Here is a 13198-nt window from a genome sequence, read left to right on the forward strand (position 1 = left end):
CTAGGTCCCCCTTCATCATGAATCAAGTTCAATCAGCGAAAATGGCTTGCTTCGGTTTTATTATAACGCTTTCACATTTGTTTGTCTATCATATAAACAAAGTATTCTACAATTCTTTGTACAAAAAATAGTCAAAATCTGCATAGTTGTTTTGCCCCGAACCGTCCCGGCAATGCATGCCCACAAACGCCCCAGTAAACGCAGCGCGGCTTTTGATATAGTCGTCCGACAGTTTATATGATTCGAACATGACGGGAAGATCGATCCAGTCCATTCCATCGAAAGAATAAGAATATTTGTATGTTGTCGCTTGCACGGTTACCCGTAAATACACATACTCAACGTCATCAGGAACGACAATCTCCCGTCCCCGCAACGGTTGATCAACCACGAGATGGTCGCATGTCATCAATTCAAGAATCCGTCCTTTTTCCTCATGCCATGTGATTTGAAGCGTCGTCCAGTTTTGCGTATTGTAATAGTTTACTAGACCAGCCGATTGCTGAAAGGTTGTGGGGCGAAAGGACACTTTCGTCTCGGCAACAAAATGAAAGTGCTGCCATCGTCTGGCGACAAACGCCTGTGTAAACCGGGAAGTAAGCGACTCTCTTCCGTACAGCCGCAAATGTCCCGGACGAGCCTTTAAGGTGGCAATGTCATCTCCTAACGGAATTCGCAATGTTTGAAAATGGTGGTTTAATGTATCACCATCAAAATCATCTTTTTCATCGTAGTCTTTTTCCCACGGAACTTCCTCAACGTTCGGGCCATCGATTTCCAACGAAGGTTGATTTCCTCCCACGATATAAGGCCAACCGTCTCTCCATTCAAGCCGTTGAATCGCCGTTTCACGTCCGAGCGGGCAATAGCCGCGATGTTCCAGCAACGGCTGTCCCTCCCTTGGCAGCGGCCGACCAGTTAAATGAACAAGAAACCATTCGTCCGTATGAGTATGGACAATCGACGCATGGCCAGCCTTTTGCAACGGATTGCGCGGGTAAGGCCAAGACGTAATCAGCGGATTGTCGGGATGCACCTCATACGGGCCATAGAGAGAGCGCGACCGGGCAATCGTCGCCGCATGGTTGTATCGCGTTCCCCCTTCCGCCGTCAATAAATAATAATAACCATTGATTTTATACAAATGCGGCCCTTCTGTAATTCTTAAGTCCGTTCCTTTGAAAATAATTTTCGGCTCACCAACCAATTTTTTCTGTTCCACACTGTATTCTTGAAGCACAATCCCGTAAAACGGATGATGGCCGACGCGGTGATCCCAATACATATTCACCAAGTATTTTCTTCCGTCCTCATCGTGAAAGAGAGACGGGTCAAACCCAGAGCTATTTAAATAAATCGGATCCGACCACTCGCCATCGATCGTGTCGCACGTCACAAGATAGTTGTGCCCATCCTTCCACTGGCCTTCGACAACTTTCACATCCGTATAAATGAGCCAAAACTTCCCGTCGCTGTACGACAAATGCGGCGCCCAAACGCCCCCGGAATCCGGGTTTCCGATCATATTCAATTGGCTTAACCGATTCAATGGCCGCGCCACCAAACGCCAATTCTTTAAATCTTTCGAATGGTAAATTCTCACCCCCGGAAACCACTCAAACGTCGAAACCGCAATGTAATAGTCGTCTCCCGCCCGGCAAATGGATGGATCGGGATGGAAGCCGGTTAAAATAGGATTTTTAATTTTGGACAATTGTACTCGTCCCCCTTTCTAAGGATGTATGTATGATTAATTTATTATCTAGACCTAACCCACTCAAACCCAATCTCCCTCAAAAACGCTCTTGCCAAAATCATATGTCCCACAACGGACGGGTGAACCCGATCCCAAGCGAGCGCAGCCGGGTAAAGCGTCTTTAATACTTCATTGAAAGCTGCTTGGGTATCGACGAATAAACTGTTTGTTTCTTCCGCAATTTGCTTGACAACACGGCCATATTGATCCATTGTTCGGCGCATGGGATCCTGTTCATTTCCTTCGATATAAAACGGTGTCATCAAAATGATTCCTTTCACAAGCGGCTTCGTCTCGAGCACAAGGCTGCGGAGCGTCGCTTCATATTCATCCAAGTATACATGTTTTTCTTTCATGAACGGCAAATCATATTGCCGCCAAACATCGTTAATGCCGATCATAATCGATACCCAGTCTGGCTTTTGGTCGATGACATCTTGTTTCCATCTTGCTTTCAAATCTCGCACTGTATTGCCGCTGACCCCTTTATTGACGACGCGAATGCCTAGTTCGGGGTAAACCGCTTGCAAGAGGCCATCCACATAAGCGACATATCCCGTGCCCAACGCTCCGAATGATCCTTCTCCCTCTGGCCGAGCGCGGCCGCAATCAGTGATCGAATCACCAATAAAGAGCAATTTTTCGCCAGAGCCGATTTTCATTCTCCTCTTTTCCTCCCTTGAAGTCCTATTCAAATCACCTGAAAAATCGGTCGCTCTCGAAGAAAATGGACGGGGATATCCGGAAACTGCTCCCCTAGCCATTCGGCCAAATACTTCATGCCTGGCTCTTCGCTTTCCGCATGTCCCAGTACAATCAACGCCTTTTGTCTTCCTTGGTACACGGCATCCCGAATATATTCGGGCGTCTCCCATTCAGGCCCCTCTCCATACATAATCGCATCGAGATGTTCCTGTTCAAACAATGGAATCGACAATGCTCCGCTGCCTCGGTACCCCACCAATATCCCTATGCGGGTGCATGGTACAGATAAATCTCCGGCGATACGTACAAAGGGAATGCTCAACATTTCCTTCGCATATTCAGCCACTTCCTTTGCCGTCATGCGGGGAATCGCTACAATCGCAGCGGTCGGCAAATATTTAGAAACATATGACTCCCATTCCAAAGCGCGAATGAAACCGACCATGATTCCATCCGGTTGATGTCGATGCCAATAATCATGAAAGCGGTAGATTGCAATGCCCGACTCGCGGATCAAGCGAATCTTTTCCTGATATACCGAGTCCTTTTGCATCATTTCGGTGTTGTCAGTATGGCTATAAAATAATCCTTCATGAGTAATGAGCAGATTGGCCTCCATTGAGACGGCTTGTTGGATCACACGATATGTAGGCATGAAGCTCGTTGCAATCCCCTTCACTTCCATGTTAGGGTCGCCATGCTGAAGAGTATCCATGGTATTTGGAATTTTTCCAACCGATGCCGTTAATCGCTCTATCACATCTTGAACAGTAGTTGCCATAATTCTGCTCCTCTCGCCTGTTACGTCAGCTGTTATGAAATCCACTTCTCCATGTTTATTCATGAAAAATAAGTGGTAAGCAACGATTTTAATTTTAGACTACTTTGTTCTGACTCTCTGAAGATATCGTTCCGCTACTCTAAAATCTTATTTTGTTTCTCCTTCTCGAAAATAACGGCTAAAAACATTGCAACTAAGTATGTTTTGCATTCAAACTAATTATATACCGAATTTTTTAATTTTCAAGTATATCGTTCGTACATCATCATCCAGTAAAAAGAGTGCTGTCCGTTTTCACTGTTGAGACAAATATTCGCTGCCGTTACATCACCGAACTTCCAACCATATTATTTGAGCGATAAAATTAGCAACGTCACCTTCTGGGGCATCGCCGACAACCATACGTGGCTCGACAGCCGTGCGGATGTGTACTATGACGCCAACGGGAATGTTGTGGTTGACCCGAACGCTCCGTACGCAAAAGTGGAAAAAGGGAAAGGAAAAGATGCGCCGTTCGTTTTTGGACCGGATTACAAAGTCAAACCCGCATATTGGGCTATTATCGACCACAAATAGACAGCCAAAAGCACATAGGTGTCTCCAGCAAAGAAGAGGATGTCTCAACAACAACGAGGCATCCTCTTTCTAATATATGCCGTATTGAACGAATTCACTTCTATATCCGGTGTTTCATCGAGAAGACAAGCATCCTTTTAAACCAGCCTTTTTAATCGCTTGTGCTGACAACGCCTTAGTCCGCTTAAGCATCTTTTAAGCCTTGATGAATCTTTTCCTACGTCCCCTTAAGGGCAGGCGTTCCTATCATCCCTCTTGTTTTCTGACCTGCAGCCTTTCTTCTGTTTTGCGAAATACACGCAATGCGCCGCTCATCACCACCAAGGCGAGCAAACTGATGCTGAAAAACGGGATCAGCCCTGGAATATACATCAATAAGACGAACAAGACCCCAACACTCATCAGCATCACGAGCGTCATGAGTGGATTGGCCATTCCAATGAGAAAGGCATATTTGATATATTGCCAAAAGCGCAATTCGTAATGCACATAGATCGGAAATACATATAAAAGCGTCACTGTATAAAAAATGAAAATGACCAGCAAAGCAACAGAAAACGGAAATCTCCATTCTATTGGCACGTGGGCGAGGTATAAAAGATCGATATAGAAAATATACGCTGCCGCCATCAACAAAAGCCCAATCCGGTTCGCCCGCCAAAATTCACCTTTATACGTACGAACGAATGTTTTCAGCACTGGAACATCGTGATCGTGAAAGAGAAGCCACTTCCTTACGATCGTAAACAGCGCCACCGTCGCCGGCGCAATGCCGAGAATGACAAGGCCAAAGACGGTAAAGACAAGCCATAATAGATTGATGTATGCAAGTCTTGTAATCCATTCACAAGCCCGATACAACTTTCCATCTAGCAAACCGGTGCGCATGATTCATCCACCCTTTTCGTCCTTTCTTGCTTTTTACCAGTATATCATAAGTCAAAAAAAGAGGGGAGGCTTTGTTTACCCTCCCTTCAAACTCCGGCATAAGCCAAAAAGCCGCCATCAACAGGAACAGTCGTTCCAGTGACAAATCCGCTCATTTGATCATCCACAAGCCAAAGCAGCGTCCCCAGCAAGTCTTCCGGCTTGCCGAGCCGCCGCATTGGTGTATGCATCAAAATTTTTTTCGTCCGCTCTGTATACGATCCGTCAGGATGTTTCAAAAGATGTTCATTTTGTTTCGTCAAAAAGAACCCCGGGGCAATCGCATTGACGCGAACCCCGATCTCGGCGACATGCACAGCCAACCATTTCGTGAAGTTTTCAATTCCCGCTTTAGCCGCACTGTACGCCGGCACTTTCGTCATCGGCCGCGGAGCGCTCATCGAGGAAATATTAATGATGGTTCCCCCTCTGCCCACCATCTGTTTGAGAAAATGCTGCGTTGGAATGATAGTACCGAGAATATTTAAGTCAAAAACGTGAGAAAATCCTTCTGTTGTCAAATCGAAAAACGTGGTAATATCCCGGCTCTCGAGATCGTGCAATTCGAGTATTTCCTTTGTTGTAATGCCTTGCGGATGGTTTCCGCCTGCCCCATTAATCAGGACATCGCACGGTCCGTAAACGTCCGCTACCATTTCTGCCGCCTGTTTGACGCGTTCAACATCCAGAACATCGCACGAAATGGCCAGCGCCTCACCTCCTCGCTCTTCAATTTCATTCTTGATTCTTTCAGCTTTCTCGAGCGTTCGGTTTAAAATCGCCACTTTCATTCCTTGGCGGGCCAGTTCTTTCGCCATGCAGCTGCATAATACCCCACCCCCGCCCGTTACAACCGCTACCTTGCCTTTTAAACTTGGATGGATCGGGAGCATGTCTTCTCACCTTCCTGCTTCTTTTTTTCATTCTCCAAACTATCCCAAATGCCCAGCAAGTACATAATGCCAAGCGCCCGATCGTATAATCCGTAACCAGGACGAGCTCGTTCCCCCCAAATCATCCGGCCATGATCCGGTCGGATGTATCCTTGAAAATTCGCTTCATGCAATGTCTTCATAATCTCGCATATATTCAACGAACCATCGCAACTGCGATGGGAGGTTTCCTCAAAATCGCCATTCGCGTGAATTTCGACGTTCCGTACATGGGCAAATGGCACCCGTTCCAGCTTTAAAAAATAGCGGAAGATGTCTGGAACATCGTTGGCCGGATTGGCTCCAAGCGACCCGGAGCATAATGTCAACCCGTTCGCAGGGCTGTTGACCATATGAACGATTCGATCCAAATTCTCCTTATTGGTCGCAATCCGCGGCAATCCGAACACCGACCAGGGCGGATCATCAGGATGGAGAGCCATCCGAACGCCACACTCTTCCGCTACTGGAACGATTTGTTCCAAAAAGTAACGCAAATGATCAAATAGATCCTCTTCGGTTACCCCTTTATATAGCGAAAAAAGAGGCTTGATTGTTTTCAAACGTTCCGGTTCCCATCCCGGAAGCAAAAACCCGTTCGCTCCGCTTTCAATGCGGCGGATCATTTCCTCCGGATCGATTTGTTCAATCTTTTGTTTCTCATAGGCGAGCACCGTCGACCCATCAGGCCGCCTTTTGGCTAAATCGGAACGGGTCCAGTCAAAAATCGGCATAAAGTTGTAACAAATCACTTTCACTCCTGCTTTCGCCAAGTTGCGAATCGTCTGTTTATAGTTTTCAATATATCGATCTCGGGAGGGCAAACCGAGTTTAATATCTTCGTGGACGTTGACGCTCTCAATGACTTCAAGATGAAATCCTTTTTCATTTACCTGCCGTTTGAGTTCCAATATATCATCAAGCGGCCATACTTCACCGACTGGAATATGATATAGAGCTCCAACGATTCCTTCAACTCCTGGAATTTGCCGAATATGATCTAATGAAACAGTATCATGTTCCTTTCCGAACCAGCGAAACGTCATTTTCATTCTGATCTCATCCCCCACTCACGCCGACTTGAAAGTATTGTTTCGCGTTGAAGTAACATACATCTTGAACGATTTTCCCTAAAAAATCATAGTCTTGCGGCACCTCTCCTTTTTCAATCCATGAACCGATCAAATTGCATACAATTCTGCGAAAATACTCGTGGCGTACATAAGACACAAAACTCCTTGAATCGGTCAACATTCCGACAAACGTGCTGAACACACCGACATTGGCAAGATCCGTCAAGTGTCTGATGATGCCATCTTGATGATCATTGAACCACCAAGCTGCGCCAAATTGAACTTTCCCTTTTACCCCTTCTGATTGAAAATTGCCGACCGTTGAGGCGACAATATAGTTATAAGCAGGGTTTAATGTGTACACAATCGTTTTTGGCAGTTGATCGCGACACTCTAGCTCATTAAGAAAGGCATTTAACGGCTGGGCAAGGAAAAAGTCATGAATCGAATCATATCCTGTATTCGGACCAAGACGCTGAAACATCTTTTCATTTGTATTTCGAATCGAACCGATGTGCAGCTGCATCACCCAACCAAGCGAGTGGTACAATCGGGCTAAGAAGCATAAAGTGAAAGTTTTATATTTTTCCTCCTCCTCACGGCTGAGGACAAATCCATTTTTTCGTTTTTGAAAAATATCGTTTGCTTCCTTCCAACCGCATTCTGAATACGGCATCGATTCTAAGCCGTGATCAGCCATCCGGCATCCTTTCTCGTGAAAATAACGCACTCGGCTTTCAATGGCTTGCAGCAGCTGATCGTAATCATGAATCGGCAGGCCAGCTGCTTCCCCTAGCTTTCCCACATAGTCTAAAAACGAAGGGCGGTTGATTTCAATGACTGCATCAGGACGAAAAGACGGAACAATCTTTACTAGAAATGATGGATCTTGGGCAATTGCTTGATGATCAGCTAAATCATCGAGCGGATCGTCCGTTGTCCCAATCCACTCCACATTAGATTTGACAATGAAAGAGCGGGCTGAGAATCCTTCCTGTCTCAATAAATCATTGCAATGATCCCAAATTTCACGCCACGTCCGCTCATTCAGAAGGGCATCCACTTGAAAATAGCGTTTTAACTCTAAATGCGTCCAATGATAGAGTGGATTCCCGATGCAATACGGCACCGTTTTCGCCCATGCTTGAAACTTTTCCTCAGGGGAAGCGTTTCCTGTAATATATTTTTCTTCGACTCCCAGCGCCCGCATCGCCCGCCATTTGTAATGATCCCCCTCGAGCCAAAGCTCCGTCATATCATGAAACCGCCGGTCTTCCGCAATCTCTTTTGCGCTCAAATGGCAGTGATAATCAATAATCGGCAATGATTTCGCATAGTCATGGTACAACACTTCGGCATGCTTGTTTTGCAACAAAAAATTTTCATGAATGAACGGCTGCACACTGTCTCCCTCCCGCAAAGCGAAACTTCCAACAACTTATACAAAATAATGAGGATACTGCCTTTTTAGTACGTCTTTTTCAATTTCGACAAGCCGCAAATGTTCTTCCATCACCTGATGCACTTTCTCTGCCTCTTTATTCGCAATTAACCGATAAATTTGCTTGTGATGGGAAATAATAATGTCCCAATCAAGATCGGATGATAGTCTCAGTACACGCAAACGATTGAAATGACTGTTTAAACTTTGCACCATTTTCCACGAGCGCGACATTCGGCAGCCATCGTAAATGAGCTGATGGAACTTTTCATCAAGCTCAAACAACTCAAGAAAATTTCCTTTTTCGGCACACAACTCTTGCATCACAATATTCTTCTCCATTTCAAATAGATGATCTTGACGCAATTTCGTACAAGCTAAAACGGCCACTTCTTTCTCGACAACCTCGCGGATAAAGCGCCCTTCCTCCACATGTTCCAAGTTGATGCGCGAAACAATGGTTCCGCTTTGCGGAATAATATCAAGCAATTCTTCTTGCGCCAGTTTGAGAAATGCTTCCCGCACCGGGGTGCGGCTAATATGCAATTGCTCAGCAATTTCCTTTTCGGAAATTTTTGTTCCTGGTTCCAACTCAAGGCGCAAAATCTTTTCCTTTAGCATCTCGTACAACTGGTCGCGCGCTGAACCCCTGACAGAACTTTTAATTTGTTGGCTTTGTTGGGCAGTAAAGATCACCGTGCGATTCCCCTTTTCTTATATACTAGTATGGCAGTGAGAAAGTACATCCATGATCATGTGTTTTCTTCCAATGTAGGAAAGAACATATTTCCTGTCAAATTTCTTAGCGATTCATTCCACATTCTCTCCCCTCTCCTTGTGCACAATCGAGATCCATTGAGCTGCCCGTTCGGCAATAATCTTCCACTGATCGTTTTCCAATGCCCCTTCAACCTTCACTAACGAGTTCCCGACACCGATGGCATCCACTCCCGCTTTTATATACTCTCCGGCCGTTTTCAGATTGATTCCTCCAGTTGCGATGAGGGGGATGTGGGGGAGCGGCTCCTTTATGCTTCGAATATAGTTTGGCCCAAACACATGGGCAGGAAATACTTTCACCATATCAGCCCCGTGCTGAAAAGCATTCACAATTTCGGTCGGCGTCAATCCTCCTGCAATACTGACAACCCGATTTTGTTTTGCCACCTGAATCACGTCAATGGAAAGGGAGGGAGAAACGATAAACCGCGCTCCAGCTGCAATCGCCCGCCGCGCCGTTTCAGCATCCAGCACCGTTCCCGCCCCGATCAACACATCTTTCAGTTCCCTTGCAGCCTTTTCCAACGCGGCCAAAGCCCCAGCTGTTTCCATCGTAATTTCCATGATTGGAATGCCTCCCTGCCGCAAAGCCAATGACAGCGGAAGAACAGTATCAACCGTCGCACCGCGGACGACTGGAATGACGCCAATCTCTCGAATCATTTGGACTGCCTTCATGTAGATTCATCTCCTTTACCGCGCAACATCTTCCCCTTGCTGATTTATCAAGCGCTCGACGTCATCGCGTTCCGGCATGCCATCAGCATCCCCCTCCACCATTGTCACAAGCGCGCCAACTGCATTCGCTCGCTGCACCGCTTCTGTTAAACGAAGTCCTTCAAGCAGTCCGGATAGCAGCCCAGCGGCAAACCCATCCCCAGCACCGACAGGGTCGATTACCCTTTCAACAGGAAACCCTGGAACATACTCATGATGCGCATTCGTAAAATAATGCGCCCCATTTGCGCCTAGTTTAATGACAACGAGCGAAGCGCCCATGCCAAGCAGCCGTCTTCCCCATTCCTCAACCGATTGTTTTCCGAATAAAAACGATGCCTCAGCTTCTCCGGGCAGAACCACATCTGATTCAGCTGCCATGCGAAGCATCACTTCCTTGGCCCGATCCGCTTCATTCCATAGTTTCAACCGCAAATTCGGATCAAAAACGATTTTCACCCCGTGACGACGAGCGATCGCCATGGCGGCAAAGATCGTTTCACGACAATTCTCGCTTAACGCCGGAGTGATTCCCGTAATATGCAAATACTTTGCCTCTGCGATATATTTCTCATCCAAGTCGGCAGGCGTCAGCCTGCTCGCCGCTGATCCTTTGCGATAGTAATACACCCGCGTATCGTTTGGACGTCTTTGTTCCTTAAAGTAAATGCCGGTCGGCGCTTCCCCATCCATTTTTACCCGGCTGACATCCACCCCTTCACCTTGCAGGAAAGACAAAATCGCCTTTCCAAACTCATCGCTTCCGACCTTGCTGATCCATCCTACACGATGGCCTAATCGAGCAAGGCCGACAGCGACATTGGATTCCGCTCCGCCAATCCGCATAGTAAAGGTGGTCGCCTGTCTCATCAAGCCGACACTTGTTGGTGTAAATACGGCCATCGATTCGCCAATGGTGACAATATCCATACAATTTTCCCCACCTTATTAAAACTGGTATCATTCTATAAATCTAGGTAAAAACAAACTTAATTGAGGAAATACTATTAAAACAATCATTAGAATGATTAAAGCAATCACAAAAGGAATACTTTCCTTTACAAAATCCTCAACCGCGACATTACCCAATGAACAAATAGTATACATATTCACCCCCACCGGTGGAGTAACTCCCCCAATCTGAATCATGATTGCCATAAGAATTCCAAAATGCACAGGATCAAATCCAGCTTGTGTTATGATCGGTAAAAATATAGGTGTTAAGAGTAAGATGTTTACTGTTCCTTCCATTACCATTCCTGCCAAAAACAAGAAAATAATAATTGTAGTCATGATAACAAAAGGACTATCAGATATTTCGACAATAAAACTGGCCAATTTGCTTGGGACCTGCTCATAGCCCAGAATATAACTCACAATTGCTGCCATGGAGATGATAAACATGATTGCTGCATTATCTTCTACACAGTCTTTTAAGCACTGATTTAACTTTTCCCAATTCAATTCACAGTATATAAACTTACCAACCAAGAAGGCATACACGACTGCAAAAGCTGCTGCCTCAGTTGCAGTAAAGATCCCTAATCTAATAGTCAACACTAATAAAATAGGAAATAGTAAAGCCCAGAAACTTTCTCTGGTCGCTATGACTAGTTCTTTAAAGGACACTTTTTTGCTACTACTGTCAATGTCATATCCTCTTCTCTTAGCAGAGATATAAGCTGCAATCATCATTACTATTCCCATTAAAATTCCTGGAATAATACCTGCAATAAGTAATTTGCCGATAGATACTTGACCAACGAAACCATATAATACCAAACCAATACTAGGAGGGATAATTGCTGTAGTTAAAGAACCGCAAGCTATAACTGCGGCCGAAAATCCACTAGAATACCCTCTTTTACGCATTTCAGGTAGCAGAATGCGACCCTGCATGGCTGCATCAGCATTAGACGAACCGGACACTCCTCCCATGAGCATACTCAAAACAATTGAAACGTGCGCTAGTCCACCAACGAGATGTCCGGTTAAAGCCTGTGCTAATCTCATTAATCGGGCAGTTATACCTGCAGCATTCATAATATGACCAGCTAATATAAAGAATGGTACTGCCAAAAGAGGATAAGACTGAGTACCTGCTATCATTCGTTGCACAACTACCGGTATGGGCACGCTAACGTCGTAAAAAAAGTACGTTAGACCAGCTATACCGAGAGTAAATGAGACAGGAACTCCTAATATCAGTAGAATAGCAAATATTAATGTTACTAATAACAAACTACTCCCCTCCCTCTACTTTTCACCTAATTCCGGTTTTTATAAGAGTAAATATTTTAGTTACCGTAGTAAGACACATTAAGGCCGTACCGATTGGAACAGCCATCGTAACAAATGCATAACTAACGGGCAAATCCCCTAATATTCGACCGTTATTCTCCACGGTCAGTAATACTCCAACATACGTAACCAATAACAAGAATGCCAACAAGATTAAATAAATAATGAATGAAATAAAATATTTAATTCGAGGCGGCAAACGTTTTATAATAAAATCAACTCCAAGATGTCTATCATTTCTTAAAGCCTGATCAGCTCCTATATATATTAACCAAACAAATAAAGCAGCCGCTATTGTATCGGCTCCATTGATGGGATAACCAAGATAACGAAGCAACGATGACAAAAATACTAACAAAACAATCAATCCTAGCAATAAAGTGGAAAGGATTTTTTCTATTTTGCCAATAAATATAATTACTTTCTCCATTCCTATCCCCTTTCTAATTTTTAGAATTAATCAGTAGACATGCTAGAGGTACTACCATTTCTTACTCTAGCATGCCGCCATTCCTCTTATTCTTGACTCATTCTCCTAACACTTTATTAACCTCTTGTAATAGATCCTGATATCCTAGTTTATCGTAAACAATCTTTGTTTTTTCTTTAAACAGAGCAATATCCACTTCTCTAATTACAGCTCCTTCTCTTGTCATTTTATCTTCTAGTTCTTTTTGACCTGTTAGAACCTTATTAGTTGTAAAATCCCCAGCCTTTGTTGATTCCTCTATTAAAATTTGTTGGTATTCCTGAGGAAGAGACTCAAACCATTTTGCCCCTACCACCAAACAATTCCAGAGTTGTATATGTCCTGTCTTAGAAATGTATTTCCTGAATCCGTGACAAAACATCTTTACAATGGTCGCAAACCGTTGATACGATAAGGGAAAACGACGTTGACGACTCTTCATCAAGTAGGTGAATGTGATGAAAGATTTCCCGATTCGGTTTGTATTGACAGATGAAGCGATTACCCCAAGTGCTGGGCTTGCTCTCGTTGGCTACTTACTCCATCGAACGAAACTGGATAAACGGGTAAACGCACTTCGGCTTCCAACGGTTCGTCGAGAAGTGCACATTTCCCATAGCGACGTCATTCGCTCGATGATCGGCTTGCTTGCCACAGGAAAAACGGATTTCGATCATATCGAAGCGTATCGTCAGGACGATATCTTTTCGGCATCGATGGGGATTCAGCACGTGCCTTCC

14 protein-coding genes and 1 pseudogene are annotated in these 13198 nt (G+C 44.9%); 2 read left to right on the top strand and 13 right to left on the bottom strand.

The features are described 5' to 3' along the window. Positions 1 to 106 precede the first annotated feature (106 nt). Genes CV944_RS08065 through CV944_RS08075 form a run of 3 tightly spaced genes read right to left on the bottom strand, consistent with a single transcriptional unit; the run spans position 107 to position 3242 of the window. On the bottom strand, positions 107 to 1714 hold the full coding sequence (locus tag CV944_RS08065; RefSeq protein ID WP_100664049.1) for a glycoside hydrolase family 43 protein: 1608 nt from the start codon (positions 1712 to 1714) through the stop codon (positions 107 to 109). A 44-nt stretch (positions 1715 to 1758) separates the two neighbouring features. Continuing rightward, positions 1759 to 2418: an SGNH/GDSL hydrolase family protein gene (locus CV944_RS08070; RefSeq protein ID WP_044731436.1), complete on the bottom strand. Its 660-nt coding sequence runs from the start codon at positions 2416 to 2418 to the stop codon at positions 1759 to 1761. Between the two features lie 29 nt (positions 2419 to 2447). Beyond that, positions 2448 to 3242: a Nif3-like dinuclear metal center hexameric protein gene (locus CV944_RS08075; protein ID WP_044731437.1), complete on the bottom strand. Its 795-nt coding sequence runs from the start codon at positions 3240 to 3242 to the stop codon at positions 2448 to 2450. 297 nt (positions 3243 to 3539) lie between these two features. Here CV944_RS08075 and CV944_RS08080 point away from each other — a divergent pair, with 297 nt between their 5' ends. After that, a complete protein-coding gene (locus CV944_RS08080; RefSeq protein WP_369806430.1) occupies positions 3540 to 3818 on the top strand; it encodes an endo-1,4-beta-xylanase in 279 nt (92 codons plus the stop codon). 246 nt (positions 3819 to 4064) lie between these two features. Here CV944_RS08080 and CV944_RS08085 read toward each other — a convergent pair whose 3' ends face one another. The 10 genes from CV944_RS08085 to CV944_RS08130 all read right to left on the bottom strand — a co-directional run bounded on the left by CV944_RS08085 (position 4065) and on the right by CV944_RS08130 (position 12900). Next, a complete protein-coding gene (locus CV944_RS08085) occupies positions 4065 to 4706 on the bottom strand; it encodes a YesL family protein (RefSeq protein ID WP_044731439.1) in 642 nt (213 codons plus the stop codon). Between the two features lie 86 nt (positions 4707 to 4792). Further along, entirely contained in the window at positions 4793 to 5638 is an 846-nt protein-coding gene (locus tag CV944_RS08090) for an SDR family oxidoreductase (protein WP_100664050.1), read from the bottom strand. Continuing rightward, a complete protein-coding gene (uxuA, locus tag CV944_RS08095; protein ID WP_100664051.1) occupies positions 5614 to 6729 on the bottom strand; it encodes a mannonate dehydratase in 1116 nt (371 codons plus the stop codon). Before uxuA ends, CV944_RS08090 begins: the two co-directional genes overlap by 25 nt. A gap of 7 nt (positions 6730 to 6736) precedes the next feature. After that, entirely contained in the window at positions 6737 to 8152 is a 1416-nt protein-coding gene (uxaC, locus tag CV944_RS08100; protein WP_100664052.1) for a glucuronate isomerase, read from the bottom strand. A 36-nt stretch (positions 8153 to 8188) separates the two neighbouring features. Continuing rightward, positions 8189 to 8887 (bottom strand): GntR family transcriptional regulator, encoded by a 699-nt coding sequence (locus CV944_RS08105; protein ID WP_100664053.1) that lies wholly within the window; start codon positions 8885 to 8887, stop codon positions 8189 to 8191. A 114-nt stretch (positions 8888 to 9001) separates the two neighbouring features. Beyond that, the gene (locus CV944_RS08110; RefSeq protein ID WP_044731442.1) at positions 9002 to 9649 is read right to left on the bottom strand and encodes a bifunctional 4-hydroxy-2-oxoglutarate aldolase/2-dehydro-3-deoxy-phosphogluconate aldolase; all 648 of its coding nucleotides are present in this window, start codon (positions 9647 to 9649) and stop codon (positions 9002 to 9004) included. A 15-nt stretch (positions 9650 to 9664) separates the two neighbouring features. Then, positions 9665 to 10618, bottom strand: coding sequence for a sugar kinase (locus CV944_RS08115; RefSeq protein WP_100664054.1), 954 nt, complete (start codon positions 10616 to 10618; stop codon positions 9665 to 9667). 30 nt (positions 10619 to 10648) lie between these two features. Then, positions 10649 to 11929: a TRAP transporter large permease gene (locus CV944_RS08120; RefSeq protein WP_100664055.1), complete on the bottom strand. Its 1281-nt coding sequence runs from the start codon at positions 11927 to 11929 to the stop codon at positions 10649 to 10651. 22 nt (positions 11930 to 11951) lie between these two features. Further along, positions 11952 to 12419 carry a TRAP transporter small permease gene (locus tag CV944_RS08125; RefSeq protein ID WP_063330553.1) on the bottom strand — a complete coding sequence of 156 codons (468 nt, stop codon included), beginning with the start codon at positions 12417 to 12419 and terminating at the stop codon, positions 11952 to 11954. A 97-nt stretch (positions 12420 to 12516) separates the two neighbouring features. Next, entirely contained in the window at positions 12517 to 12900 is a 384-nt protein-coding gene (locus CV944_RS08130) for a type 2 periplasmic-binding domain-containing protein (protein WP_100664056.1), read from the bottom strand. Positions 12901 to 12916: 16 nt separating this feature from the next. On the opposite strand from CV944_RS08130, the pseudogene CV944_RS08135 reads away from it, so the two are divergent. Then, positions 12917 to 13198: pseudogene (locus CV944_RS08135) on the top strand (IS1380 family transposase); the annotation flags it as partial.

The organism is Geobacillus sp. WSUCF-018B (genome assembly GCF_002809985.1).
GTDB lineage: Bacteria > Bacillota > Bacilli > Bacillales > Anoxybacillaceae > Geobacillus > Geobacillus thermophilus.

What these genes read in the sequence shown, in the direction of transcription:
- CV944_RS08070 (WP_044731436.1), bottom strand. Translation starts at nt 2,418, where the DNA reads ATGAAAATCGGCTCTGGCGAAAAATTGCTCTTTATTGGTGATTCGATC.
- CV944_RS08075 (WP_044731437.1), bottom strand. Translation starts at nt 3,242, where the DNA reads ATGGCAACTACTGTTCAAGATGTGATAGAGCGATTAACGGCATCGGTT.
- CV944_RS08085 (WP_044731439.1), bottom strand. Translation starts at nt 4,706, where the DNA reads ATGCGCACCGGTTTGCTAGATGGAAAGTTGTATCGGGCTTGTGAATGG.
- CV944_RS08090 (WP_100664050.1), bottom strand. Translation starts at nt 5,638, where the DNA reads ATGCTCCCGATCCATCCAAGTTTAAAAGGCAAGGTAGCGGTTGTAACG.
- uxuA (WP_100664051.1), bottom strand. Translation starts at nt 6,729, where the DNA reads ATGAAAATGACGTTTCGCTGGTTCGGAAAGGAACATGATACTGTTTCA.
- CV944_RS08110 (WP_044731442.1), bottom strand. Translation starts at nt 9,649, where the DNA reads ATGAAGGCAGTCCAAATGATTCGAGAGATTGGCGTCATTCCAGTCGTC.
- CV944_RS08115 (WP_100664054.1), bottom strand. Translation starts at nt 10,618, where the DNA reads ATGGATATTGTCACCATTGGCGAATCGATGGCCGTATTTACACCAACA.
- CV944_RS08125 (WP_063330553.1), bottom strand. Translation starts at nt 12,419, where the DNA reads ATGGAGAAAGTAATTATATTTATTGGCAAAATAGAAAAAATCCTTTCC.
- CV944_RS08130 (WP_100664056.1), bottom strand. Translation starts at nt 12,900, where the DNA reads ATGAAGAGTCGTCAACGTCGTTTTCCCTTATCGTATCAACGGTTTGCG.